Below are 25825 nucleotides of genomic sequence, written 5' to 3'. Positions count from 1 at the left end.
CCTGCTCGTTTTCAGTGTAACAAGGACATTCTTCATGAGCCGAAAGAAACGGTCAGCTTCCAGTGATAAGCCGGACTTTGCTGTCAATGAATTCTCAATTCCAGACGAATTTTACGAGGAGTTCCGCAAGGCGATTCAAACCCGATCTAGGGAGCATGTCGATCGTCTGCCCGAGCTAGTAAACGAGATTCGGGAAACGCTTGCCAAGACTTCGCCGCTACAACTCATCTCAAGCACCGCATTATACAACCTGTCGGCTTCTGTTTCGTCCGATTCAGTTTCGCCGTTGCAAATTGCGGGGCTCGAACAGTTCCATGTGGAGCTGTTGCAGTTTCTTGCTCTTGGGCTGCCCAATTGGCAGCACGGGGTGGCGACGCCAGAACATGTGGGCCAAATTTTTGAGGGACTGCACGAACTCGGTGGTGCTTTTCTGTCTTCCCGAATAATCGCGCCGAAAAATGAGAAAATTTCCAATGAGGAAGCAAGCCTCCTCGAGAAGGTTCGTTTGCATACTCAGGCGGTAAGAAATTGGGCTCATTTTCACGAGGTCATTAGCTATTCTTTGGAGCTTTACGCTCCGCTTGACGCCGCTCTTGCAGAGCATCACGGCTTTTCCGCAACTGATCTAGTCAATGTCTGTCACCAGGCTCTAGTCACTATTGAAGACCAGACCACTTCTCGCTTCACTCAAACGCGCAGAATATTGCGACAAAAGAAACCGCAGCAGATTTTTAGACGGTATTTCAAGGAATTTCCCCATCTAGAAGGCGATCCTGACGACATGATGACAGTCTTGGGAAGGGCCCCGACCGTGCAAGAGGCACGCTCGATGGTCCTCGCACATTTAGATTTGTCGAATGGTGACCTTTACGAGATAACCCCAAAAGACTTGGCCCTTGTGACGGAGATCGCAGAGGATACGGTTGCGAGGGTTCTAGATTATCTCTCTCTTAGCCCGGGCGCTACAAGCGACCATAAGCTTGAGCATTCTTTCTTGGGCAACCCTGTTGTCAAAAAACCGGTCATGAAGTTTGACGGTCGATACTTTGGGCCAATATTGCAGAGTGTCTTCTCGGAAATTCATCGCGTCATGGATGATCTTTGTGAAGAGGCCAAAATATCTGAGCGACTTGAGTCAATAAGATCAAAATTTCTAGAAGATAAAACTGCCAAAGTAATTCACGCAGCATTCCCGGATGCGAGAATTCGAGCAAATCATAAGTGGTCAATTGCCGAAACCGAGTATGAAACCGATCTACTCGTAGAAATCGATTTCTTCACGATAATCTTTGAATGCAAGTCAAACCGCTTTACCGATCCTGCTCGTCGTGGCGCTCCAGAACGGCTCAAACGTCACGTAAAGGACCTAGTTCTGACCCCGTCAATCCAGTCCTCAAGACTACAAAAGCTTATCGAAGACGCTGGAGCGGGAAACCTAGAAGCTCGGAAAGTTTGCGACGAATCAGAGATATCGTATTCAAATCTGCGGCGCGTCATTCGCATCTCTGTCTCTCTTGAGGATCTGTCAGTGATCACCTCATCAGAAAAGGAATTAAAGGCCGCGAAATGGATTCCGTTAGATCACGAAATAGCACCTGTAATTCTGCTATCCGATCTACACTACATTACCGACATTTTACCTGACTATCGGGTACTTCATTACCTTTCGAAACGAATGGATGTTCAAAGTTCGGCAGAAGTTTTTGGAGACGAACTAGACTTTCTGGGTACCTACCTCGAGACGGGGCTTGAATTTCCAGATGACGAGAAGCACCGGATCGTAATCACGAACATGTCGGCTAAGGTAGACCAATATTATCAGCTCAAAGAGCAAGGCTTGAAAAGCCGGAAACCCGCAATCAAGACGAATAGTTTCATCCGATCGCTGCTGGAAGGTATCTCGCAACGTCGGAACAGAGGTTGGACGGTATTCGCAATGACCATCCTTGAGAAAATCCCAATTCTCGAGCAGCGGAATTTTGTAGTGCAACTAAAGAAGCTCAAAAGATCGGTGCTGCGTTACCCTAAAAGCAAAGACCGTCCGAATATTCTATATGTCGAACGACCTAGCCGGTACCCCGTTGGTCTAGCATTTTATCTCTTTCGAGATAAAAATGCCGCTTCTCGCCATGATGACATGGAATGGATTGCAGGCGACATTTTTGATAATGGAACTGACGAGCACTGCGTTGTGTTTGCTAAGTCTGTAAATAGATGGGAAGAACCATATCGCACGGCTGCCATTCTAGAGCGGCCGCGCGACTAAATCGTATGCATCCGGCTTCAGGGCGGCCTGAAGCCTCGTCAGACGGGTTCGGCCTGGGGCCGACCCGCTGGCCGGCGCTCCGCGGCTCTCGGATAGCGACGCTCGCTGCGCTCCGCTTTCGCTATCCTCGGCGCGTCGCGTTTTCCTACACAAACCAAATGGGTTATTGTGGTCCCATGAGTGAGAACCCCATTGCCCTTCCCCGTGCGCGGTCCGACGGCTTTTCGCCGATCCGCCGCGCTTTCTTCCTCGCGCGGCTGGCCGAGGGGGCGGTCGTGACCGCGGCGGCGCGGCATGTCGGGGTGTCGCCGCCCACCGCCTATGGCTGGCGCAACCGCGACGAATATTTCGCGGCGGGGTGGGAGGCCGCATTGGAACTGGCACGCCAACCGCTGGCCGATGCGCTCTACGAACGCGCGGTCCTCGGCGTCACCGCACATATGCGTCGCGATGCCGATACGGGCGAGATCGTGAAAGAGGGGCATGACAACCGCCTCGCCATGCAGGTCCTCACCCGCCTCGACGCCCGCCGCCGCGCCGCCGGTTGGGCCTTCAAGACCGGCGAGGCCTACCATCATTGGCAGCATCTCATCCCCGTCTGGGCCACCTTCCTCGACGCCGTCGCCATCGACGATCGCGAGCTGGCACGCACCTGCCTGTCCTCGAGCGATACCGAAGAACGGTTCGAGGCCGTCCACAGCACCCGCCCCGCTCTGGTCGAAACCCACAGCCTCGCCGAAGCCGAAGCCCGCATCGCCGCCTTCACCGCCAGCGAAGAGCGCGACGACCCACCGTTAAATTTATAAACTTATTGGGCTGATGCGCCCGGCGCTTCAGGGAGTTCGACGCCGACCAGCTTCCAGCCGAGGCCGTCGCGCTTGAACTCGAACCCGGCCTGCCCCGGATCGTCTTTCGAGCGCACGATGAAGCCGTTGAGGCCCTGGCGGTCGATCTCCACTTCGCCGTCCAGCGCGGGGAGCGGTGCATCCTCGGCGCGCTCGGCCTCGGCGAACGCTACTGCGAGCGCTTCAGGGGTCACCACCTGGTCGATCATCGGGCTGATCACTGCTTCCATGAGCGCCCCGCTCAATTCCGCGCCGACGCCCTGTTCGGCCTGCGCGGCAGCCATGATCTCGTCCTTCATGTCGGCGCGCAGCGCTTCATAGTCGACATGCTCGCTGACCCCGTCGGCATCGCCCGCCACCGCCGCATCGCGGATCGATTTCAGGGTCATCCACGGCGTGGCGTAGAACCATGCCCCCGCCGCGATGGCGAGGACGACGAGGATGGCGATGATCTTCTTCATGTGACGCGTGACCCTTCGATGGAATTTCGCGCCGACTAGACCAGCGACTTTGCCAGCGCGCAAGCGGCAAAAAGCATCCGCCCCGCGGCGACCCCCGTAGCTTTCCGATGTCAGCTAACGACAAAGGGAAGCAACCATCATGACCAACATATGGAAGATCGCCGCCATCGCGCTGCTCGCCGGCACCGCCATGGCCTGCGGCACCGAACGCGGTTCCTACGAATACGAGGAATCCGCCGCCGAAGCCGTCCCCGAATTCGCCGCGAGCGAAGACAGCGCTTTCGCCGACATGCGCGGCGCCGGCCCCGACGTCTCCGTCACCGCCGCCCCCGGCGTCGCCTTCGACTATCGCTATGCCTACCGCCTCGACGGCCCCAAGATCGAAACCCTCGTCGAACGCCACGCCGCGGCCTGCGAGGAACTGGGCGTCGACCAATGCCGCATCGTCGGCCTGCGCTACAATCTGCGTGACGAGAACCGCATCAGCGCCAGCCTCGCCGTCAAGCTCGCCCCCGAACGCGCCCGCGATTTCGGCAAGCAAGCCACCGGCGCCGTGGTCGAGGAAGGCGGCATGCTCGTCGCACAGGAAATTACCGGCACCGACGCCGGCGCCCGCATCGACGCCGCCAACCGCGCTCAGTCCCGCATCCGCGCCGAAATCGCCGAGCTCCAGGAACAACTCGAAGGCATGAGCGCGAACAATCGCGCCCGCGGCGACATCGTCGCGCGCATCGACCAGCTGCAACGCCAGCTCCGCGCCAGCGAAGGCAGCGAGCAACAGGCCGAGATCGCGCTGGCCGAAACCCCGATGACCTTTCATTATGGCGCGGGCGACGTCATCCCCGGCTGGGGCGACAAATCGCCTATCGCCGGCGCCTTCAAGACCGCCGGCTACCTGTTCCAGGAAGTCATCGCATTCGTCATCGTGATGGCGGGCGCAGTCATCCCGCTGGCGCTCATCTTCTGGCTGCTCGCGATCGCCTATCGCGTCGCGGCACCGGCCATCGCTGTTCGCCGCAAGGCAGCACCCGAAGCCAAGGAATAACAGCCGTGAGCGGGGGTCGGCGGGCGCATTCGACGAACCGAATGCGCTCGCCGATTGCCCCACCCGCCCCATGCGCCTATATCGCTGGCTCACATCAAGAGCGGGAACCTCCATGGCACGGCGCAGGCAGATTTACGAAGGCAAGGCGAAGATCCTCTACGAGGGTCCCGAACCCGGCACGATCATCCAATATTTCAAGGATGACGCGACCGCCTTCAACGCCCAGAAAAAGGGCCAGATTGCCGGCAAGGGTGTGCTCAACAACCGCATTTCCGAGCATATCTTCACCAATCTCGCCGCGATCGGCGTGCCGACCCATTTCATGCGCCGTCTCAACATGCGCGAGCAGCTGGTCCGGCAGGTCGAAATCGTGCCGATCGAGGTCGTCGTCCGTAATGTCGCCGCCGGCACGCTCACCAAGCGTCTTGGCATCGAGGAAGGTACCCAGCTGCCGCGTACGATCATCGAATATTATTACAAGGATGATGCGTTGGGTGATCCGCTGATCGCCGACGAACATATCGCCTGCTTCGGCTGGGCCAGCCAGGAAGAAATGAACGACATTGCCGACATGGCGATCCGCGTGAACGACTTTATGAGCGGCATGTTCGCAGCGATCGGCATCCGTCTCGTCGACTTCAAGCTGGAGTTCGGCCGTATCTGGGAAAATGATTATTCGCGCGTTATCCTGGCCGACGAGATCAGCCCCGACAGCTGCCGCCTGTGGGACATCAAGTCGAACAAAAAATTGGACAAGGATCGCTTCCGCCAGGACCTCGGCGAAGAAGCCGAAGCCTATCAGGAAGTCGCCCGCCGCCTCGGCCTTCTCAACGGGGAGAGCGAAGGCGAAGAAGGCGCCGTCCTCGATTTCGACAGCGCCAAGAAGAAGCGCGACGGTCAGTAAGTGCTGAACCGCGTCCGCGTCATCACGCTGAACGCGGCGCTCGGCCCGCTCGATTACCGGCTGCCCGACGGCGTCGAGGCGCCCCCCGGCACGATGGTGCAGGTACCATTGGGCCCGCGCCAGCTGACCGGGGTCGTCTGGGAACCGGAGCGCGTGCCGACCGAGGAAGTCGGCGACAATCGCCTGCGTCCGATCCTCGGCGTCATCGACGTCCCGCCCTTGTCGGCGCCCTTGCGCCGTCTCGCCGAGTGGACGGCGACTTATTATTGCTCGCCCATCGCGGCGGTGCTGCGGATGATGCTGCCAAGCGCGGCCTTCGCTTCCCCGCGCCAACTGATCGAATATCGCGCCACCGGCCTCGAGCCGCCGCGCATGACGCCGCAACGCACCAAGGCGCTGGCCGCCATCGAGGGACGACAGGGCAGCGTACGCGAGCTGGCGGCGCATGCGGGCGTGTCGGATGGCGTGGTGCGCGGGCTCGTCAATGCCGGCGCGCTAGAGCCGGTCGAGGTCGACGCCGACGCCCCCTTCCCCCGGCCCGACCCCGATCACGCCAGCGTCGAATTACGCGAGGAACAGGCTGTCGCAGCGGCCAAGCTACGCGAGGCGATCGGCGGCGGCTTCAACCCCATCCTGCTAGACGGGGTGACCGGGTCGGGCAAGACGGAAGTCTATTTCGAAGCGCTCGCCGAGGCGCTGCGGCAGGGCAAGCAGGTCCTCGTCCTTTTGCCCGAAATCGCGCTCACCGAGCCCTTCCTCAATCGCTTCGAGAAACGGTTCGGCTGCGCGCCGGTGGCGTGGCACAGCGACCTGCGCGCCAGCGAACGCCGCCGCGCCTGGCGGGCTATTGCCGAGGGTACGGCCAAGGTCGTCGTCGGTGCGCGCTCCAGCCTCTTTCTCCCCTATCGCGACCTCGGCCTCATCATCGTCGACGAGGCGCACGAAACCAGCTTCAAGCAGGAAGAAGGGGTCCAGTATCACGCCCGCGATGTCGCGGTGATGCGCGGCCATTTCGAGGAATTTCCGGTCGTTCTGGCTAGCGCGACGCCGGCGATCGAGACGAAGCATATGGTTGAGATCGGGCGCTATGACGAGGTGAAGCTGACCGAGCGTCATGCCGAGGCAGAAATGCCCGAATTGCACGCGCTCGACCTCACGCAGGACCCGCCGCTGCGCGGCAAATGGCTGGCCCCAACGCTCGTGCGCGAGCTGGAAACCAATATCGAGGCGGGCGAGCAGAGCCTTCTCTTCCTCAACCGCCGCGGCTTCGCGCCGCTGACCTTGTGCCGCAATTGCGGGCATCGGTTCCAATGCCCCAATTGCACCGCCTGGATGGTCGAACATCGCCTGCTGGCGCGGCTCGCCTGCCACCATTGCGGCCATGTCATGCCGCCGCCCGAAAAGTGCCCCGAATGCGGCGAGGAAGACAGCCTCGTTGCCTGCGGCCCCGGCGTCGAACGCATCGCCGACGAAGTCGCCGCGCTCTTCCCCGAGGCCAAGGTTGCGGTCGTCACCTCCGACACGATCTGGAGCCCTGCACGCGCCGCCGAATTCGTCCGCGCCATGGAGGCGGGCGAGATCGATATCGTCGTCGGCACGCAATTGGTTACCAAGGGCTATCACTTTCCCAACCTCACGCTGGTCGGCGTGGTCGATGCGGATCTGGGGCTCCAGGGCGGCGATCTGCGCGCCGCCGAGCGGACCTTCCAGCAGGTCAGCCAAGTTGCTGGTCGCGCCGGACGCGGCGACAAGCCGGGGCGCGTCTTCATCCAGACGCACGAGCCCGATCATCCGGTAATGGAGGCGCTCGTCTCGGGCGACGGGCCGGCCTTTTTCGAGGCCGAGACCGAAGCGCGGCGCGTTGCCGCCATGCCCCCATTCGGCAGGCTCGCCGCGATCATCATCTCGAGCGAGGACGAAGAAGCCGCCAAGCTCATTGCCCATCAACTCGGCCGTGCGCGTCCGGAGATGGAAGGCGTCGCCATTTACGGTCCCGCCCCTGCCCCGCTCGCCATGCTGCGCGGGCGGCACCGCCAGCGATTGCTGGTCCATGCCGAGCGGCGCGTCGACGTGCAGGGCGCGATCCGGGACTGGCTCGCCAAGGTCGACTGGCCCGCCAAGGTGCGCGTTACGGTCGACGTCGATCCCTATAGCTTCGTTTAACACTTATGTTGCAACACGCCTTGCGTGCGAGGGTTGTCGCCGCCTAGGCTGCCCTCCTGTTTGGTAACGGTACTAGTATTTGGGGTGGGACTTCATGGTCGATTTGAAAAAGACGCTCGCGGCGATGGCTGCGGGGACGGCAATGCTGACTGCAACGCCGGCATTTGCCGACTGGATGCGCGCAGAAACGCCCCATTTCGTCATCTATGCAGATTCGAACGAGCGTGAAATCGAGCGGCTGGCACGCAAGCTCGAACTGTTCGACGGCGCAGTCCGTTCGGCGCGCGGCGTGCCCAATATCGAGCTTGCCACCGAAAACAAGCTGACCGTCTATTTCGTCGAGCGCGTGAGCGACATTCGCGACCAGTTGGGCCGCGGCGGCGGGGTTGCCGGCTTCTACAATGCGCGTGCTTCGGGCGCGCAGGCCTTCGTGCCGATGGAAGCGGGTAGCGGCGAGGCCGAAAGCCTCAACGCCGACGTCATCTTCTTCCACGAATATGCCCACCACCTAATGTACGAGCGCCTGAGCGGCCCCATCCCGGCCTGGCTGAGCGAGGGTTGGGCCGAATTCTTCTCGACCGCGCAGGTCGACGAGGGTGATGCCGAGGTCGAGATTGGCCGCGCCGCGATGCACCGCGCGCAGGCCATCCGCTACCTGCCGACCATGCCGATCCAGGAAATGCTGAGCAACGAATATGACCGCCGCGACGGTCGCAAGGTTGCCTCCATCTATGCCTGGGGCTGGGTGATGACCCACTACCTCACCTTCGACGAAGATCGTCAGGGCCAGCTCAACGCCTATCTGGCAGGGCTCGCGCAGGGCGTGCCGGCACTCGAAGCCGCCGAGGCCGCGTTCGGCAATCTCGACCGCCTGCAGGGCCAGATGAAATCGCATGCCGAACGGCACCGTATCCCCTACGTGAAGCTGCCGATCGAGCCGCTCGATGACGATGCCATCGAAATCACCGAATTGTCGGACGGCTTTGCCGCTGCGATGCCGCATTACATGCGATCGCAGGCCGGCGTGACCAAGGAAATGGCCGAAGAAGTCGTGACCGCGCTGCGCACCGTCGCGCGCCTGCACCATGACGATGCTATGGTCTTCCGCGCCTTGGCCGAGGCCGAGTTCGACGTCGGCAATTATGAAGCGGCCGGCGCTGCGGCAGATCGCGCGATCGAGATCGACCCGCAGCTGGTCGATGCGCATCTCTATCGCGCCAAGGCGGCGATGGCGATGGCGACCGACGAGGAAGCCCCGGTCGACGAAGATACGCGCAGCGAGCTTTTCTCGCTGGCCCGCGACCATATCGGCGAAGCGCGCCTCCTCGCGCCCAACGATCCGCACCCGCTGGTCCTCTACTATGAAAGTTTCGTCGAGGATGACGGCTTCGTGCCGCAGGACGCATGGGCCGGGATGATCCGCGCCGTGCAGCTCGCCCCGTTCGACCGCAGCCTGCGCTTCAATGTCGCGCAGTTCCTGCTCAACAATGGCAAGCCCAATGACGCCCTCTTCCTGCTCGCCCCGATCGCACTGGACGCGCATGGCACGAGCTTGGCCGAAATGGCCGATGCCATCGTCGACAAATTGCGCGAAGGCGATGTCGACGGCGCACGCACCGCGGCGGCCGAATATCGCGAAAAGATGGAAGCCGGTCCCGAAGAGGCCGAAGGCGATGGCGAAGATGGCGATAGCGAGGATGGCGAAGGCGACGGCGAGGCGTTGCGGTTTTAGGGAGGACTGAACCTTCCGCCCCGCCCTTTGTTGGGCGGGCATGGGCAAGACCCTCATCCCCGTCCTCGGCGATCAGCTGAGCCATGACCTTGCCAGCCTGCCGGACGAGGACCGGTCGGGCTGCATCGTCCTGATGATGGAGGTCTGGGACGAGGCGACCTACGTCAAGCATCACAAGCAGAAGATCGCCCTCCTCTTCAGCGCGATGCGGCATTTCGCCGCCGAGCTGGAGGAGCGCGGGTTCGCGGTCGATTATGTGAAGCTGGACGATGAGGACAATTCGGGCAGCTTCACCGGCGAGGTCGAGCGCGCGCTGAAGCGTCACGACATCGACCGCATCCGTATCGTCGAAGCGGGCGAGCGGCGGGTGACGGAGGCGATAGAGGGCTGGCAGAAGACATTCGACCTGCCCGTCCGCATTCTGCCCGACACGCGCTTCATCTGCACCATCGATGCCTTCTGCGCCTGGGCGCAGGGCAAGTCGGGCCTCAGGATGGAGAATTTCTATCGCGAGATGCGCAAGCAAACCGGGCTCCTGATGGACGGCGACGATCCGGTCGAGGAGCGCTGGAATTTCGACAAGGAAAATCGCGACAGCGCCGATCCGGATACCAAGTTTCCCGACCGCCCGACCTTCGAGCCAGACGACATTACGAGCGAAGTGATCGACCTCGTCGAGGAGCGGTTCGGCGACCATTTCGGCACTCTCGACAGCTTCGCCTGGCCGGTGTCGGCGAACCAGGCCGAGGAAGCGCTGGACGACTTCATCGACAATCGCTTGCCCAACTTCGGGGCGACGCAGGACGCGATGCTGGAGGGCGAGGATTTCATGAACCATGCCCTCCTCTCGACCAGCATCAATTGCGGGCTGCTCGACCCGCTCGAGGTCTGTAAGCGGGCCGAGAAGGCTTACAAGGACGGGCACGCACCGATCGAGGCAGTCGAGGGGTTCATCCGCCAGATCCTTGGCTGGCGCGAATATATTCGCGGTATCTACTGGTGGGAGGATGCCGACTACGCGGAAGAAAACTTCTTCGGCAACCGGCGGCATTTGCCCGATTTCTACTGGACCGGCGAGACCGACATGCGTTGCATCTCCGAAGCCGTCCGCACGACGCGCGACCATGCTTATGCGCACCATATCCAGCGGCTCATGGTGCTCGGCAATTTCGCGCTCATCGCGGGGATCAAGCCGTCGCAGGTCAGCGACTGGTACCTCGTCGTCTATGCCGATGCCTATGAGTGGGTCGAGATGCCCAACGTGATCGGCATGGCCCTGTTTGCCGAGGGCGGGCGAATGGCCTCCAAGCCCTATTGCGCGAGCGGCAACTACATCAACAAGATGAGCAATTATTGCGGCGACTGCGCCTATTCGGTGAGCAAGAAGACTGGTGAAGGCGCCTGTCCGTTCAACGCGCTCTATTGGGATTTTCTCGACCGCAATCGCGACAAGCTGGAAAACAACCATCGGCTCGGCCGGACCTATTCGACCTGGGACCGGATGAGCGATGAAAAGAAGGACGAGTATCGCGACAGCGCCGCCAATTTCCTGAAGTCGCTCAACCCCGCCGACAAGGGCTGGGCACACTAGAAAGCGCTTGCGACGTCCTGAGGGTCGAGGCCGAAATCGCGAATGTCGTAGTCATGGCGTTTGTGCGCCTTCGAATTGGCGAGGAAGTCGGCCATCGCGGCTTCGACATCGGGGTCGAGCGTCCGGCCAATAAAGTCGTAGACGCGGCCGATCTCGCGGCGCCAATCCTCGTTGACATGATCGAAGCGGATATCGAGCGCGGGGACGTGCGGATGCGCTTGGCGGAAGGCGCGCTGGCGGTCCTGACGCAGCTTGGTCTTGTGCAGCCATTCCGCACCGATGGCATCGCGGTCCGCGCTGCAGCTTTGCACGCGCGCCTGCTGCCAGGCGAGGCTCGCCGATGAGCCGACGACCGAGACCGGATCGCGGTGCAGAAAGAGATAGCGTGCGTCGGGAAAGACCTCGTGCAGCACTTCGAGATCCTGCGTGAATTGCGGGGCCTTGAGGACCCAGGGCTTGTCCTCCGGCTCGTGCCGCACCGCGCCCAAGGTTTGCAGCACGGCCTTGAATTCCTCGTACACGCCGGTGCGGTCGCAAGTCTCGCAATGGCGGGCAAAGCTGGGGACCATCCATTGCCCCTCATATTGCGCACCGAAAATGCTCATGGCGTGGAGGCCGAATTCCTCTTCCGCCTGGTAAGGGCCGGTGGGATGGACCGCCGCCAGCAGCGGATTGAGTGTGCGCAGGAAGAGCAGGTTGGCGGTCGCGGTGACCGGTCGCTTGTCGATGCGCCCGCCGCCCGGCATCGGGATCATTGTTTCATAGGCGCGCGTGTGAACGAAATGCGGGTCGCGCGCGAGCAGGCGATGCAGGCGCGTCGTCCCCGACCGCATCTGGCCGACGATGATGAGCGGGGCGACAACCTTGCGGTCCCGGATGGCAGGGTTACGCGCCCATTGCGCTTCGGCGCGGATACGGCAGCGTATCTTCCGCACCAGCTGGCCATGCGCGATGGCGCGGCCGAGCGGCGAAAGCTTCGCCTCCTCATCCAGCGCTTGCGTCAGGATATCGAGACGGTCTTCCCAGCACCCTTCCTTGGGCGCGCGATCCTCCGCACGCATGGCGTGATGCTTCAAGTCCTTGGGGTCGAGCGTCGGGCGCCAGGTCAGGCCCTTGTCCCACAGCGTGCCGAGCATCTTGTCGAGAAACCGCGCCGCGCCGAGAGAGCCTTCCTCGGTCGGCTGATACTGTTCAAGATCGGACGCAACAGTTGCCATGCGCAATGCTGTAGCGCGTGCAAGGCGAGTTGGCGACGCTAGAAATCGAGCAAATGTTGGGTTTTCGCGACGGACGCCCCTTCGGCCTCGAGCAGCTTCGCCTTGCGCTCGAGCCCATAGGCATAGCCGCCGAGGCTGCCATCCGAGCGGACGACGCGGTGGCAGGGGATGAGGACGGCGATGCGGTTGGCGCCGTTGGCGCTGCCGACCGCGCGCTCCGCCCCGGGCTTGCCGAGCGCTGCGGCAATCTCGCCATAGCTGCGCGTTTCGCCCGCCGGGATCTTGTCGAGTTCGTCCCAGACGGCGCGCTGGAACGGCGTGCCGCCACGATCAAGCGGGATATCGTGACGGTCCTGTGGGGATGCTACCTTTTGTCTCGCCGCCTCTACCCATGGGGCAATGCGGCCATCATCCGGCACGATGTCATGACCCGGAAAAAGGGTTGCGAGCGCGCCGGGGGCTTCATCGAACGAGAGGCGGCACACTCCTTTGTCGCTCGCCGCGACCAGCATCGGGCCGAGCGCGCTGTCGACGCTCGCATATCTGATCGTCTTGCTCATAGGCCCTCGATCCATTCGGACAGCCCGACTTGCAGGCGTCCGTCCCAAGGAATGCCATGTCCCGCACCTTGGAGCCAGAGCGTCTCCGCATCGGGGCGTGTCGCGGCGAGGCTGCGGCCGTGATCGTCGGGGACCAGTTCGTCGGCGCTGCCATGGGCGATGAAGAGCGGGACCGGAATATCCGCAATCCGCTCGTCCGTCGGGAACTTGTCGTGCACCAGGCGGCGTAGCGGCGGCAGATAGAATTGCTCGGCCGCGACCTTGTCGAGGCTGGTGAAGGGCGAGAGCAGGAAGAGCGCCTTGGGCCCCACTTCGTCCGCCATCTTGCTGGCGACACCAGTGCCGAGCGAGAAACCGCCGATGATGAGATCGTCATTGTCGACCCCCTCCCCGGAGAGAAAATCGAGCGCGGCGCGGCCATCGGCATAGAGGCCGTCCTCGGTCGGACTGCCGGGATTGCCCGCATAACCACGATATTCGACGAGGAGCAGCCCACGGTCGGACCCCGCAATGCCGGCAAGGATCGGCGCCGCCATAAGAGCGGTGCCGCCATTGCCGTGGAAATAGATGATGGTGTCGGCCCCGTCAGCAGGGGCGCGGTAGAAGGCGCGCAGACGCAGGTCATCGGCGGTCCGGGTCTCGATGACGTCGAAACCGGCGGGCGGCGCGTCCCAGATATGGCTCCCGCGCCCGACGCCCGGATAGATGAGGTCGCGTTGCACTGCATAGAGCGCGCCGACGCCCGCCGAGGCGAGGCCGAGTACGACGAGGACTGCAATGAGCGACAGGCGAAGAAGACGGGGCATCGGGACGAAGTTAGGCTCCCCGCGGCGCGCTTCGCAACCAGGGTTCGACCAACGCATGCGAACTTTTCGCCTTGTCGGCCAGCACGCCCATCCCCAACCTTGAAGAAATGCAGGAGCCGCACAGTATCCATGAAGGCGAACTCGATCGCACGGACGTGCGCAGCCTGCTCGATCAGCATTTCAGGGAGATGCGCGCCGGTTCGCCGCCATCGGCCTGCCATGTGATGCCCGCCGATAGCCTCGATCGTCCCGACATCATCTTCCTGTCGCTGCGCGGCCAAAGCGGCGAATTGCGCGCGGTCGGCGCGCTGCGGCGGCTCGAGCCCGGCCATGGCGAAATCAAATCGATGCGGGCCACCGATTCGGCGCGCGGGACCGGTGCGGGACGCGCGATGCTCCATGCCCTCACCTCGCGTGCGCGCGATGAAGAGATGACGCGACTTTATCTGGAAACGGGCAATGACGAGATGTTCGCGCCGGCGCTCGCGCTTTATCGCAGCGCCGGCTTTGTCGAATGCGGGCCGTTTTCCGACTATCGTCCGACCGATTTCACCGTCTTTCTCACGCGCGAAATCTGACGCGCAGCGGCGCGCCCCTCCATGATCGCCGCGCGCCCTGCCGCAAAAGCCGAAGGGACGCCTTGCATCGCGCGGGCACGCTTGCTAGGGGCGCGCCAACCCATGAGGGGGGCTCGACTTTTCCCGGCCTTCGGGAAGATGCCGATGCTCTCCTTTTCGCATGGGAAGACAACGTAGATCCGGAGCATCATCCAGGTGGATATTAGCGGCGGCATGAAGGCCAGCTTGGCGGGGCGCTACGCGAGCGCTTTGTTCGAGCTTGCACGCGACAAAGGCAGCCTCGACACGGTGAAGGCGAGTCTCGACAAGATCGGCGACGCGCTCGACCAGTCGGACGACCTTCAGGCACTGATCGATTCGCCCGCAATTTCGCGCGACCAGGCGCTGCGGGCGATGAAGGCGATCGGCGCCGAACTGAAGATCGACGCGCTGACCCAGAACTTCCTCGGCGTCCTCGCCGACAATGGCCGTATCGGCGCGCTGGGTGATGCCATCCGCGTGTTCGACGCGCTCGTCGCCGCGCATCGCGGCGAAGCCCGCGCCACCGTCACCAGCGCCCGCGCGCTGACCGATGCCCAGTTGAAGGCGCTGTCCGACAAGCTCACCAGCCGCGTCGGCCGCACCGTCTCCCTCGACACCCATGTCGATCCCGACCTTCTCGGCGGCGTTCGCATCCAGCTCGGCTCCGAGCTGATCGACGCTTCCGTTGCCACCAAATTGAACAACCTCGCCAAGGCGATGAAAGGCTGAACATGGATATCCGTGCCGCTGAAATTTCCCGTGTCATCCGCGACGAAATCGAGAATTTCGACGCTGAAGCGCAAGTCACCGAGACCGGTAGCGTCCTCTCGGTCGGTGACGGCATCGCGCGTGTCCATGGTCTCGACAAGGTCCAGGCCGGCGAGATGGTCGAGTTCGAAAGTGGTGTGAAGGGCATGGCCCTCAACCTCGAACATGACAATGTTGGCGTCGTCATCTTCGGTTCGGACCAAGGCGTGAGCGAAGGTTCCACCGTCAAGCGGACCGGCGACATCGTCGACGTTCCGATCGGCAAGGGCCTTCTTGGTCGCGTCGTCGACGCGCTTGGCAACCCGATCGATGGCAAGGGCCCGATCGAATATACCGAACGCAGCCGCGTCGAAGTGAAAGCACCGGGCATCATCCCGAGGAAGTCGGTGCACGAGCCGGTGCAGACCGGCCTCAAGGCGTTGGACGCGCTCGTCCCCGTCGGCCGTGGCCAGCGCGAACTCATCATCGGCGACCGCCAGACCGGTAAGTCGGCCGTCGCCATCGACACCTTCATCAACCAGAAGACGATCAACGCGTCGGGCGATGAGAGCGAGAAGCTGTACTGCGTCTATGTCGCGGTCGGCCAGAAGCGCTCGACCGTCGCGCAGCTCGTCAAGACGCTCGAAGAAAATGGCGCGATGGAATATTCGATCATCGTCGCCGCAACCGCCTCGGAGCCTGCCCCGCTGCAGTTCCTCGCGCCGTACACCGGCTGCGCCATGGGCGAATATTTCCGCGACAACGGCATGCATGCCTGCATTGTCTATGACGATCTGTCGAAGCAGGCCGTCGCCTACCGCCAGATGTCGCTCCTGCTGCGTCGTCCTCCGGGCCGCGAAGCTTATCCGGGTGACGTCTTCTACCTGCACTCCCGCCTACTCGAGCGTGCGGCGAAGATGAACGAAGACAATGGTTCGGGCTCGCTCACCGCACTGCCGATCATCGAAACGCAGGCGGGCGACGTGTCGGCCTACATCCCGACCAACGTGATCTCGATCACCGACGGCCAGATCTTCCTCGAAACCGACCTGTTCTACCAGGGCATCCGCCCGGCCATCTCGGTCGGTCTCTCGGTCAGCCGCGTCGGCTCGGCCGCGCAGACCAAGGCGATGAAGAAGGTTGCGGGCTCGATCAAGCTGGAGCTCGCCCAGTATCGCGAAATGGCGGCCTTCGCCCAGTTCGGTTCGGACCTCGACGCGGCGACGCAGAAGCTGCTCGCCCGCGGTGCCCGCCTCACCGAGCTCCTGAAGCAGCCGCAGTTCCAGCCGATGCCGGTCGAAGACCAGGTCGCCAGCATCTATGCCGGCACCAAGGGCTTCATCGATGACGTCGCCGTCGAAGACGTGACCCGCTACGAGAGCGCGATGCTGTCGTACCTCAAGTCGGATCATAACGACATTCTCGTCACCATCCGCGAGACCAAGAAGCTCGAGGACGATACGGCGGCGAAGCTCAACGACGCGCTGACCGAATTCGGCAAGCAGTTCGCTTAAGGAGTAACCATGGCCAGCCTCAAGGCACTCAAAGGCCGGATCAATTCGGTCAAATCGACCCAGAAGATCACCAAGGCGATGAAGATGGTCGCGGCTGCGAAGCTGCGTAAGGCCACCGAATTTGCCGAGGCCGGTCGTCCCTATGCGACGCGCCTGTCGGGCGTGGTCTCCTCGCTCGCGAGCCGCATCACCGTGGGTCCGCAAAGCCCCAAGCTGATTGCGGGCACGGGCAAGGATGAAACGCATCTCATCATCGTCGCGACCTCGGATCGCGGCCTTGCCGGTGCGTTCAACACCAACATCACCAAGGCTGCGCGCCAGAAGGCCGAGGAACTGCAGAAGAGCGGCAATACCGTCTACTTCTACATTGTCGGCCGCAAGTCGAAGCCGATCCTGCGCCGTTTCTTCCCCGATGCGATCATCGGCGAATATGACACGCAGGGCACCAAGAATGTCAGCTACGACCAGGCCCAGGCGATTGCCGACGACATTATCGACCGCTTCGAAAGCGGCCGTTTCGATGTTGCGCACCTCGCCTATGCCGAGTTCAAGTCGACGCTCAGCCAGGTGCCGCAGGTCGACCAGCTCATCCCGGTAAAGCCCGCCGAGGGCGACGAGACCGAAGGCGCCAGCGCCGCGGTCGAGTATGAGCCGGACGAGGAAGCGATCCTTGCCGACCTGCTGCCCAAGAATGTCGCGATCCAGATCTATCGCGCGATGCTGGAAAACCAGGCCGGTTTCTACGGCTCGCAGATGACCGCGATGGACAATGCGACGCGCAATGCGGGCGACATGATCAATCGCCTGTCGATCAGATATAACCGCCAACGCCAGGCGGCGATCACCACCGAACTTGTCGAAATCATTTCGGGCGCTGAAGCGCTCTAACGAAAGCCGAGGAAAGAAGACCCATGGCTACCGCTGCTAAGACTGCAACCAACACTACCCAGGGCCGCATCGCGCAGGTCATCGGCGCCGTCGTCGACGTCGAATTCACCGGCGAACTGCCGCCGATCCTCGCCGCGCTGGAGACCGACAATAACGGCAAGCGCCTCGTCCTCGAGGTCGCCCAGCACCTCGGCGAGAATATCGTCCGCACGATCGCGATGGATGCGACCGAAGGTCTGACCCGCGGGCAGGACGTTTCGGCCACCGGTTCGATGATCGAAGTGCCCGTCGGTCCCAAGACCCTCGGCCGCATCATGAACGTGACCGGCGAGCCGATCGACGAGCGCGGCCCCATCGGTAGCGACAAGCATGCGCCGATCCACGCCGAGGCCCCGGCCTTCGTCGACCAGTCGACCGACGCCGCCATCCTCGTGACGGGCATCAAGGTCATCGACCTTCTCGCTCCCTACGCCAAGGGCGGCAAGATCGGCCTGTTCGGCGGCGCGGGTGTGGGCAAGACCGTGCTCATCCAGGAACTGATCAACAACATCGCCAAGGGTCACGGTGGTGTGTCGGTCTTTGCGGGCGTCGGTGAACGCACTCGCGAAGGTAACGACCTCTATCACGAATTCCTCGACGCCGGCGTTATCGCCAAGGATGCCGACGGCAACCCGACGAGCGAAGGCTCGAAGGTGGCGCTGGTCTTCGGCCAGATGAACGAACCGCCGGGTGCGCGTGCGCGTGTCGCTCTGTCGGGTCTCACCCAGGCCGAATATTTCCGTGATGAAGAAGGTCAGGATGTGCTGTTCTTCGTCGACAACATCTTCCGCTTCACCCAGGCGGGTTCGGAAGTGTCGGCGCTGCTCGGCCGTATTCCTTCGGCGGTGGGCTATCAGCCGACCCTGTCGACCGACATGGGCGCGCTGCAGGAACGCATCACCTCGACCAACAAGGGCTCGATCACCTCGGTCCAGGCCATCTACGTGCCCGCGGATGACCTTACCGACCCTGCCCCTGCTACCTCGTTCGCTCACTTGGACGCCACGACCACGCTGTCGCGCGCCATTTCGGAACTCGGCATCTACCCGGCGGTCGACCCGCTGGACTCGACCAGCCGCGTTCTCGAGCCGCGCGTTGTCGGCCAAGAGCATTACGAAACCGCTCGCAAGGTCCAGGAGATCCTGCAGAAGTACAAGTCGCTGCAGGACATCATCGCCATTCTCGGCATGGACGAGCTTTCGGAAGAAGATAAGCTGACCGTTGCGCGTGCGCGTAAGATCCAGCGCTTCCTTTCGCAGCCCTTCCACGTCGCCGAAGTGTTCACCGGCATCCCCGGCCAGTTCGTCCAGCTCGAAGATACGATCAAGTCGTTCAAGGCGGTCGTCGACGGCGAATATGACCACCTCCCCGAAGGCGCCTTCTACATGGTCGGCGGCATCGAGGATGCGGTCGCCAAGGCCGAGAAGATGGCGGAAGACGCCTAAGTCTTCATGGGCGAGGAACAGCTTCGCCTTGAAGATTGCGTGAACCGGGTCTGCCCTTGGTCGGGCGACCCGGTGCAGGCCGACAGCCTGACCCGCTACAAGGGCCATGTCGTCGGCTTCTGCAACCCGGGTTGCCGGGACAAGTTTGAAAAGGCCGTGTCCAACTTCGACACGGTGATAGACGGGATCGTATGATGGCCTTGAAATTCGAACTGGTAACACCTGAGAAGCTCGTCCGCTCAGACGAAGTGCACATGGTCGTGGTGCCTGGTGTCGAGGGTGATTTCGGCGTGATGGAAGGCCATGCGCCGTTCATGACGACGCTAAAGGACGGCGCCATCGAGATTTTCAATGCAGCTGGCGGCGAGCCCGAGCGCATCGCCGTGTCCGGCGGTTTCGCCGAGGTCGGCGACAATGGCCTTACCGTGCTGGCGGAGAAGGCCGAGGCCTAGGCCCCCTTCACTACCTGAATGGATCGACCGTCCGTCACGACCCTGTGGCGGGCGGTTTTTTCTTGTCCTTCGTTCAGGACCGGCATCGGCGCAAAACTGACGCGCATTAGCTTTTTCTAAAAGTTTGCGTGTCATTTACCCATTTCACTTCGGATCGAATCTCAATGGGGAAAGCCCGATGAACGCCTTTGGTAAGCGAGGAAATGCCGGTGGAGCGCGCCCGAGTTTTGGTGTCGCCAGCCCGATGAAGGGCGGCGCTGCGCCCAAGGCAGACGAGACCGATAGCGAACAGTTTCCGCCCGTAGAGGAAGTCGAGACGCCGACCCCGTCGGGTGGTGGTGCCGCGAGCCTGTCCGCCATGGACAAGCTCAACAAGCGCATGAACAACGAGGACGCGAAGGAAGATAAGGCCGAAGGCTTCGAGGCCAGCGTCAACAAGATCAAGGACCAGGTCCTACCGCGCCTGCTCGAGCGCGTCGACCCGGAAGCCGCCGCCACGCTCGGCAAGGACGAGCTGGCCGAAGAATTCCGTCCGATCATTTCCGAAGTGCTCGCCGAGCTCAAAATCACCCTCAACCGCCGCGAGCAGTTCGCGCTGGAAAAGGTGCTGGTCGACGAGCTGCTCGGCCTCGGCCCGCTCGAAGAGCTGCTGGCCGACCCGGCGGTCTCGGATATCATGGTCAACGGGCCCGACCAGACCTTCATCGAGCGCAAGGGTAAGCTGGAACTGTCGAAGATCCAGTTCCGCGACGAAGAGCATCTCTTCCAGATCGCACAGCGCATCGTGAACCAGGTTGGCCGCCGCGTCGACCAGACCACGCCGCTGGCCGATGCCCGCTTGAAGGATGGTTCGCGTGTGAACGTGATCATCCCGCCGCTGTCCTTGAAGGGCACGGCGATCTCGATTCGTAAATTCTCCGACAAGCCGATCACCATCGACATGATGCGCGGTTTCGGGTCGATGTCGGAAAAGATGGCGACGGTGCTCAAGATTGCCGGCGCAAGCCGCATGAACATCGTCATTTCAGGCGGTACCGGTTCGGGTAAGACCACCATGCTCAACGCCTTGTCGAAGATGATCGACCCGGGCGAGCGTGTGATCACCATCGAAGACGCCGCCGAACTTCGCCTGCAGCAGCCGCACTGGCTGCCGCTGGAAACGCGTCCGGCGAACCTCGAGGGCCAGGGCGCGATCAGCATTCGCGACCTCGTCATCAACGCGCTGCGTATGCGTCCCGACCGCATCATCCTGGGCGAAATTCGTGGCCAGGAATGTTTCGACCTCCTGGCCGCCATGAACACGGGCCACGATGGCTCGATGGCGACGCTTCACTCCAACAGCCCGCGCGAATGCCTGGCGCGTATGGAGAACATGGTGATGATGGGCGACATCAAGATCCCGAAGGAAGCCATTTCGCGCCAGATTGCGGACTCGGTCGACCTCATCGTGCAGGTGAAGCGTCTTCGCGACGGTTCGCGCCGTACGACCAACATCACCGAAGTCATCGGGATGGAAGGCGACGTCATCGTCACCCAGGAACTGTTCAAGTTCGAATATCATGACGAGACCGCCGAAGGAAAAATCATCGGCGAATATGCGTCGATGGGCCTGCGTCCCTACACGATGGACAAGGCCAAGCAGTTCGGCTTCGACCAGCCCTATCTCGAGGCCTGCCTCTAGGCGGCTTGCCGGGCCTCGTCACGGGCCTTCAGCTGCATCAGGAAACCGTGAAGCACCTCGGTCGACAGGCCGTGGAGCATCAGGCGATATCCTGCCTGCAGGGTCGAATGCGGCACCAGAGGGTGGCGGTTGTTGACCATGGCCAGATGCTTTTCCTCGCCCGTCAGCCGCGCGCAATAGAGCCCGATCGTCTCGTCCAGCTGCAATGAATTGGCGGCGCGCCAGAAGTCGCGGTCGGTGAGCAGCATCGCGTAGGCCGGCGTATAGATTTCGATCGCGGTCTGCAGGTCAATGAGGTTGAGGCGCCCATTCTTGAACGGCTCGAACTCTATGTCATCGTGCAGCGCCGAATAGTCGATCTTGTCCTTCTTCGCGATCACCTCGCCGCGACGGTCGAGCTCCTGGTTCAGCGCGATGACGTAATTGTAGACGTTGAGATCGTGGTTGAGGAACAGGTTCTTCTTCACATCCGCAAAGGTCTGGGGCTGCATCGGCTCCAGCTCCGGGTGGAAGCCCGGCGTCGCATTATCCGAAATGAAGCGCAGGATCTGCGCGCCCAAATGGAAGTGACGCAAGATCAGCATGTTCGCATCGGGGGTGAGGAAATGCTTCATCCCGAACGCGATCGACCAGTGCAGGAATTTGGGCGCGTGCGGGAAATTGGGTGTCAGCATGTGAATGAACTGCGCGAATATGATCATCAGCTTCGCGAACGGCCGCACCACCGGCAGCAGGAACTGGCGCGAAAAACTGCGCTGGTCGCGAATCAAGGCGGCCTTGGCATGCGGCGCAAAGGGCAGCGACTTGTCGAGCCAGAGCGCGAGCCAGGGATCGGGATCACGCCGGTCGACCGGCTGATGCATCACGTCATCAGCCTCAAAGAAATCCTCGTCGCCGCGGCCGCGCCCACCCAGATGCCTAGACATTGTCCAGTTCCTCGACCTGCAGGCGATAGAGGCGCGCGACAACCTTGGCATGCTTGACGATCGAGGCGCTCGACGCCTCGTCGGTCGCGGCCAGTTTCACCGCCTCGTCAAACTCTTCCATATGATGTTCGTCATTCTCGCCATGATAGGCGAAGAAGCTGACCGCATCCTCGCCGAGGTCGAGTTGCTCGCGCACCAGCTTGGCCCATGGCCCGGCAAAGCGGTTGCCCAGCCCCTCGATAATGAACATGGCGCCGAGCAGGCCGATCGGATCGGATTTGGACGCGGCATGATACATGAAGCCGGAAAGCGCTTCGGAGCCGACATTCTTCTCTGCCGACTGGATGTCCTCGAGCGCGCCGCCTGCGGCGACGTAATTCTTCTCCAGCATGCGGAAGTCGCGATGCTCGTCCTGTGCATGGGACAGGAAAAGCGAGCGCAAATCTTCATTCGCCGGCGTGAGGTTGGAGGAAGCCAAGGCAATCCAGCGGCTGCCCTCGATCACTTGCTGGCGCAGGTTGCGCAGCAGGCTGAGATAATCCTCCTGCCGTAGTTTGCCCGACAGAAGCCGCGCGATGACCGGCACCTGGACGAGCGCGCTTTCGAAGTCGATCCAGACCTGCGCAAGGCGGCGATGCGTCGTCGCTTCCCAATCGGTCGCCATAGGTGAATGCTCGTTCACTCGTCCCTCCCCGCCATCACGGTCATTCCCGCAAAAGCCATGATACATTGCCCGCTTTCGGGCACCGCGCACAGGATTTTCTGCCCCGGCCGAGCACGACCCGACTTCAGAAAATCGTCGATTAACAGATAGATGGAGGCCGCCCCGACATTGCCCTTGTCGTAGAGATTGGTGAACCAGCGCTCTTCCGGGATCATCGCCCCCGCCTTCGTGGCGAGGCGCACCATCTCGTCGCGCAGGCTCTTGGCCGAGAAGTGGCAAAGGAACCAATCGACCTCGTCCGGCACCACCCTGCCCTCGTCGACTTGGCGCAGGAAATCCCCCATCCAGACCGGCAGCATGCGATAGAGCGCATCGACGTCTTGGCGCAGCTGGAAGGCGCCCTCGCCTGCGGCCTTGCCCGGCAAGTGGCTCCATGGCGTGATCTCGTCCTCGCCAAGCACCGCGCCGCCGGTCATGCAGGGCGCGAAGCGATCGGCAAAGGAGCGCAGCGAAAACCAGTCGATGCGCAGGCTGAGGCCCTTTCGAGGGCGCTCGGGCTCGATGACGATCGCTGCGGCGCCATCGCTCAATGTCCAGCGCAGGAATTCGGCATCGCCCGGCAAGGTGTCATCAGCCTCGACCGTCGCCGTGCCGCGATAATGATCGGGACGGAAATAGCGGCTGGAGAATTCGCCGCCGACGGCGAGTGCGGCGTCATGTTCGCCCGCGCGCACATTGAGCCAGGCCGATTTGAAGGCCATCATCGCGCTGGCGCAAACGCTCTGGTGGCTGGCCAGTTCAATGGGGCCGAGGCCCGAGGCCGCGTGCACGCCGCTAGCGAAACCGGGGACGAGAAAGTCGTTTTGGGTGGTTGCGGCAGCCAGGTAGGTCGCGGCTTTGCGGTCCAGACCCGCATCATCGAGCGCGGCGCCCACCGCTTCAGCGGCCATCTTGGCGACGGTCCAGTCGGTCGTGCCGTCGGGCCGCATCGCATAGTGGCGCGTCTTGATGCCATTCTGGCGCAGCACGAGCCGCCCCAATCGCTCGGCGCGCGGCGACAGGCGACCGATATGCCCGATCATCCGGCTGTTATCGACTGGATCCCCCGGCAGGAACTGGCCGGCCCCGGTAATGTACGCGTCCCGCATATGCGAGAGGTAGGATCGCCCCGATGTTTGGGCAAGTAGGACCGTTCAGGCGGCGATCGGCGATGGACGGTTTCGTGGCCGCGGCGCGAGGCGCTGTGCCCGCTCGGAAGACGGCGAGGCAGCCAGCGCGGGAGTCTCTCCATCGAGCGTGACCAGCCCGGCAACGAAGCGATCCGTGCAGGCATCCCACGCATAATGCGACGCCTCCGCAACGCAATCTGCCGCGTCGACCCTCAACGCCTTGTGGATCGCTGCCCCGAGGTGCTCATCAAGCGCTCCGATGGGGCGGCGACCGCGATGGATGCCTTTGTCCTGTGGACCGATAATATCGATAGGCCCCTGCACAGGGAAAGCCGCTACGGGCGTTCCGCAGGCCAGCGCCTCGATCATCACCAGCCCGAACGTCTCGGACCTGCTCGGGAAGACGAAGAAATCCGCGCCGCGATAGAGGCTGGCCAGTTCTTCGCCATGTTTGGGGCCAAGGAAGACCGCATTGGGATAGCGCTTGCTGAGCAATTCGAAATCCGGCCCGCCGCCGACAATGACCGTGATGCCCTTCTGCGGCAGTTCCAGCAGCGCTTCGAGGTTCTTCTCGATCGCGACACGGCCGACATAGAGGCGGATCGGACGAGCCATGCCCTCGAAAGCCGGATGAGAGGGCCCGTAATGGGTGAAGAGGGCGGTGTCGACGCCCAGCGGCCAGCGGTGGGTCTTCGCGAAACCGCGCCCGCTAAGCTCGTTACCCAGCCGCTCGGTGGCGACCATGGTACACGCCCCGCCATTGTGGAAGCGCGCCATCATGGGCCAGATCCAGTCGGCGTGGATCCAGCTGCGCAATGCCAGATAATCGGGAAAGCGGGTGTGGAAGCTGGTGGTGAAGGCCAGGCCATGCCGACGGCAATATTTTCGCACCTTCTGGCCCAACGGTCCTTCGGTCGCGATATGCACGTGGGTGAGCCGGTCGCGTAGCGCATCGATCCGCTTGGCGATGGTGCGATAGCGGACCATGGCGAGGCGAATTTCCGGATAGGTCGGGCATGGGATGGTGCGATACTGGTCGGGCGCGATCAGCTCTACGTCCATACCCTTGGCGTGCAGGTGCGTCATCGTCAGGTCGAGCGCACGCACGACGCCGTTGACCTGGGGATGCCAAGCATCGGTGACCAACAACAAGGTCATGCCGGTAGCGCCTGTCCTTCCAGCGCCGGCACCGCGCTGCCGGCCTTGGTTGCGTCGGCCTCCGCCGCCTTGCGCTCAGCCCAATTGACGATCGAGAGCTTGCCGTCGAAATCCTCGACCAGCGCCGTGCAGCTCTCGACCCAGTCGCCGTCATTATAGTAGGTGATGTCGCCGATCTGGCGGATCTCGGCATGATGGATATGGCCGCAAACCACGCCGTCCACGCCCTTCTCGGCGGCGGCCTCCGCGACCACCTTCTCGAACTCGCCAATATAAGCGACGGCGTTCTTCACCTTGAGCTTGAGATAGGCGGACAGCGACCAATAGGGCTTGCCGAACAGGCGGCGCGCGCGATTAACCCAGACGTTCAGCTTGAGCAGCGCGCCGTAGGCGTGGTCGCCAAGATAGGCGAGCCACTTGTGGTAGACCACGACCCCGTCGAACTGGTCGCCGTGCAGGACCCACAATTTTCGCCCGTCGGCGGTGACATGAATCTCGTCATAGGCAAGCTCGATCCCGCCGAGCGAGAGGCCGATATAGTCGCGGAACAGCTCATCATGATTGCCCGGGATGAACACGACGCGCGTACCGCGTTGAGCATGTTTGAGCACGGTGCGCACGACATCATTGTGCCGCGGCGGCCAGTACCAGCCTTTCTTGAGGCGCCAGCCGTCGATGATGTCGCCGACGAGGTAGAGCGTGTCGCAATCGACCGAACGCAGGAAATCGTGCAGCAATTCGGCATTGCAGCCCGACGTGCCGAGATGCGTGTCCGAAATAAAAATCGTGCGGTAGTTGAGGCGCGGGCGAAAACTTCTCGGCCCTGGCGGCTCCTTGAGCCACTCGGCGAACATTTCGCCCTTTTCACGCAGTAACTTATCCGAAGCGGCCTGGGACATAGTGTCGTGCCTCCTTTGCCCTTTCGACCAGCACATAGCGGGGGCAAGAGACGA

At 62.2% G+C, this 25825-nt stretch carries 24 protein-coding genes; 15 read left to right on the top strand and 9 right to left on the bottom strand.

Going from position 1 to position 25825, the window contains the following annotated elements; all coding sequences use genetic code 11:
* The first annotated feature begins 34 nt into the window (after positions 1-34).
* Together NDO55_RS01235 and NDO55_RS01230 are read left to right on the top strand one after the other, a co-directional pair.
* The gene (locus tag NDO55_RS01235; RefSeq protein ID WP_252111646.1) at positions 35-2266 is read left to right on the top strand and encodes a hypothetical protein; all 2232 of its coding nucleotides are present in this window, start codon (positions 35-37) and stop codon (positions 2264-2266) included.
* A gap of 176 nt (positions 2267-2442) precedes the next feature.
* Entirely contained in the window at positions 2443-3072 is a 630-nt protein-coding gene (locus NDO55_RS01230; protein WP_252111644.1) for a hypothetical protein, read from the top strand.
* Between the two features lie 2 nt (positions 3073-3074).
* Here the strand turns inward: NDO55_RS01230 and NDO55_RS01225 are convergent, their stop codons facing one another.
* Positions 3075-3572 carry a DUF2939 domain-containing protein gene (locus NDO55_RS01225; RefSeq protein WP_252111643.1) on the bottom strand — a complete coding sequence of 166 codons (498 nt, stop codon included), beginning with the start codon at positions 3570-3572 and terminating at the stop codon, positions 3075-3077.
* 139 nt (positions 3573-3711) lie between these two features.
* Here NDO55_RS01225 and NDO55_RS01220 point away from each other — a divergent pair, with 139 nt between their 5' ends.
* The 5 genes from NDO55_RS01220 (at position 3712) to NDO55_RS01200 (ending at position 11007) form a co-directional block, all read left to right on the top strand.
* On the top strand, positions 3712-4617 hold the full coding sequence (locus NDO55_RS01220; protein WP_252111641.1) for a DUF4349 domain-containing protein: 906 nt from the start codon (positions 3712-3714) through the stop codon (positions 4615-4617).
* Between the two features lie 112 nt (positions 4618-4729).
* Positions 4730-5521, top strand: coding sequence for a phosphoribosylaminoimidazolesuccinocarboxamide synthase (gene purC, locus NDO55_RS01215; protein ID WP_252111639.1), 792 nt, complete (start codon positions 4730-4732; stop codon positions 5519-5521).
* Entirely contained in the window at positions 5522-7684 is a 2163-nt protein-coding gene (locus tag NDO55_RS01210; protein ID WP_252111637.1) for a primosomal protein N', read from the top strand. It begins immediately after the preceding gene.
* Between the two features lie 94 nt (positions 7685-7778).
* Positions 7779-9416 (top strand): DUF1570 domain-containing protein, encoded by a 1638-nt coding sequence (locus NDO55_RS01205; RefSeq protein ID WP_252111635.1) that lies wholly within the window; start codon positions 7779-7781, stop codon positions 9414-9416.
* 40 nt (positions 9417-9456) lie between these two features.
* Entirely contained in the window at positions 9457-11007 is a 1551-nt protein-coding gene (locus NDO55_RS01200; RefSeq protein ID WP_252111633.1) for a cryptochrome/photolyase family protein, read from the top strand.
* Here the strand turns inward: NDO55_RS01200 and NDO55_RS01195 are convergent.
* The 3 genes from NDO55_RS01195 to NDO55_RS01185 are packed head-to-tail and all read right to left on the bottom strand — an operon-like array spanning position 11004 to position 13590.
* The gene (locus NDO55_RS01195) at positions 11004-12224 is read right to left on the bottom strand and encodes a sulfotransferase family protein (RefSeq protein WP_252111631.1); all 1221 of its coding nucleotides are present in this window, start codon (positions 12222-12224) and stop codon (positions 11004-11006) included. The two genes, NDO55_RS01200 and NDO55_RS01195, sit on opposite strands and share 4 nt — an antisense overlap.
* A gap of 38 nt (positions 12225-12262) precedes the next feature.
* Positions 12263-12784, bottom strand: coding sequence for a methylated-DNA--[protein]-cysteine S-methyltransferase (locus NDO55_RS01190; protein ID WP_252111629.1), 522 nt, complete (start codon positions 12782-12784; stop codon positions 12263-12265).
* Entirely contained in the window at positions 12781-13590 is an 810-nt protein-coding gene (locus tag NDO55_RS01185) for an alpha/beta hydrolase (protein WP_252111627.1), read from the bottom strand. Before NDO55_RS01185 ends, NDO55_RS01190 begins: the two co-directional genes overlap by 4 nt.
* Positions 13591-13661: 71 nt before the next feature.
* Here NDO55_RS01185 and NDO55_RS01180 point away from each other — a divergent pair, with 71 nt between their 5' ends.
* From NDO55_RS01180 to NDO55_RS01145, 8 genes are all read left to right on the top strand, one after another.
* Positions 13662-14168: a GNAT family N-acetyltransferase gene (locus NDO55_RS01180; RefSeq protein WP_252111625.1), complete on the top strand. Its 507-nt coding sequence runs from the start codon at positions 13662-13664 to the stop codon at positions 14166-14168.
* A gap of 195 nt (positions 14169-14363) precedes the next feature.
* Positions 14364-14918 (top strand): F0F1 ATP synthase subunit delta, encoded by a 555-nt coding sequence (locus NDO55_RS01175; RefSeq protein ID WP_341869957.1) that lies wholly within the window; start codon positions 14364-14366, stop codon positions 14916-14918.
* Between the two features lie 2 nt (positions 14919-14920).
* The gene (gene atpA, locus NDO55_RS01170; RefSeq protein WP_252111621.1) at positions 14921-16450 is read left to right on the top strand and encodes a F0F1 ATP synthase subunit alpha; all 1530 of its coding nucleotides are present in this window, start codon (positions 14921-14923) and stop codon (positions 16448-16450) included.
* Positions 16451-16459: 9 nt separating this feature from the next.
* Positions 16460-17338 (top strand): F0F1 ATP synthase subunit gamma, encoded by an 879-nt coding sequence (locus NDO55_RS01165; RefSeq protein WP_252111619.1) that lies wholly within the window; start codon positions 16460-16462, stop codon positions 17336-17338.
* Positions 17339-17361: 23 nt separating this feature from the next.
* Positions 17362-18822 (top strand): F0F1 ATP synthase subunit beta, encoded by a 1461-nt coding sequence (atpD, locus tag NDO55_RS01160; protein ID WP_252111617.1) that lies wholly within the window; start codon positions 17362-17364, stop codon positions 18820-18822.
* Positions 18823-18828: 6 nt separating this feature from the next.
* On the top strand, positions 18829-19017 hold the full coding sequence (locus NDO55_RS01155; protein ID WP_252111616.1) for a glutathione S-transferase: 189 nt from the start codon (positions 18829-18831) through the stop codon (positions 19015-19017).
* Positions 19017-19274 (top strand): ATP synthase F1 subunit epsilon, encoded by a 258-nt coding sequence (locus NDO55_RS01150; RefSeq protein ID WP_252115492.1) that lies wholly within the window; start codon positions 19017-19019, stop codon positions 19272-19274. The genes NDO55_RS01155 and NDO55_RS01150 overlap by 1 nt, the downstream gene beginning before the upstream one ends.
* Positions 19275-19452: 178 nt before the next feature.
* Entirely contained in the window at positions 19453-20955 is a 1503-nt protein-coding gene (locus NDO55_RS01145) for a TadA family conjugal transfer-associated ATPase (RefSeq protein ID WP_252111614.1), read from the top strand.
* Here the strand turns inward: NDO55_RS01145 and NDO55_RS01140 are convergent.
* From NDO55_RS01140 to NDO55_RS01120, 5 genes are read right to left on the bottom strand one after another with little or no spacing between them, the layout of a single operon-like run.
* Positions 20952-21881 carry a DUF6999 family protein gene (locus NDO55_RS01140; RefSeq protein WP_252111612.1) on the bottom strand — a complete coding sequence of 310 codons (930 nt, stop codon included), beginning with the start codon at positions 21879-21881 and terminating at the stop codon, positions 20952-20954. The two genes, NDO55_RS01145 and NDO55_RS01140, sit on opposite strands and share 4 nt — an antisense overlap.
* Positions 21874-22563 (bottom strand): iron-containing redox enzyme family protein, encoded by a 690-nt coding sequence (locus NDO55_RS01135; RefSeq protein WP_252111610.1) that lies wholly within the window; start codon positions 22561-22563, stop codon positions 21874-21876. Before NDO55_RS01135 ends, NDO55_RS01140 begins: the two co-directional genes overlap by 8 nt.
* Complete coding sequence (locus tag NDO55_RS01130) at positions 22560-23693, bottom strand: 3-oxoacyl-[acyl-carrier-protein] synthase III C-terminal domain-containing protein (protein ID WP_252111608.1); 1134 nt, start codon at positions 23691-23693, stop codon at positions 22560-22562. The genes NDO55_RS01135 and NDO55_RS01130 overlap by 4 nt, the downstream gene beginning before the upstream one ends.
* A 45-nt stretch (positions 23694-23738) precedes the next feature.
* Positions 23739-24872, bottom strand: a complete 1134-nt coding sequence (locus NDO55_RS01125; RefSeq protein WP_252111606.1) for a glycosyltransferase family 4 protein — start codon at positions 24870-24872, stop codon at positions 23739-23741.
* On the bottom strand, positions 24869-25771 hold the full coding sequence (locus NDO55_RS01120; protein ID WP_252111604.1) for a UDP-2,3-diacylglucosamine diphosphatase: 903 nt from the start codon (positions 25769-25771) through the stop codon (positions 24869-24871). Before NDO55_RS01120 ends, NDO55_RS01125 begins: the two co-directional genes overlap by 4 nt.
* Between the last annotated feature and the right edge of the window lie 54 nt (positions 25772-25825).

Origin of the sequence: Sphingomicrobium sediminis, from assembly GCF_023805295.1 — a bacterium.
Taxonomy (GTDB): Bacteria; Pseudomonadota; Alphaproteobacteria; order Sphingomonadales; family Sphingomonadaceae; genus Sphingomicrobium; species Sphingomicrobium sediminis.
This window is presented reverse-complemented; position numbering and strand designations above follow the sequence as displayed.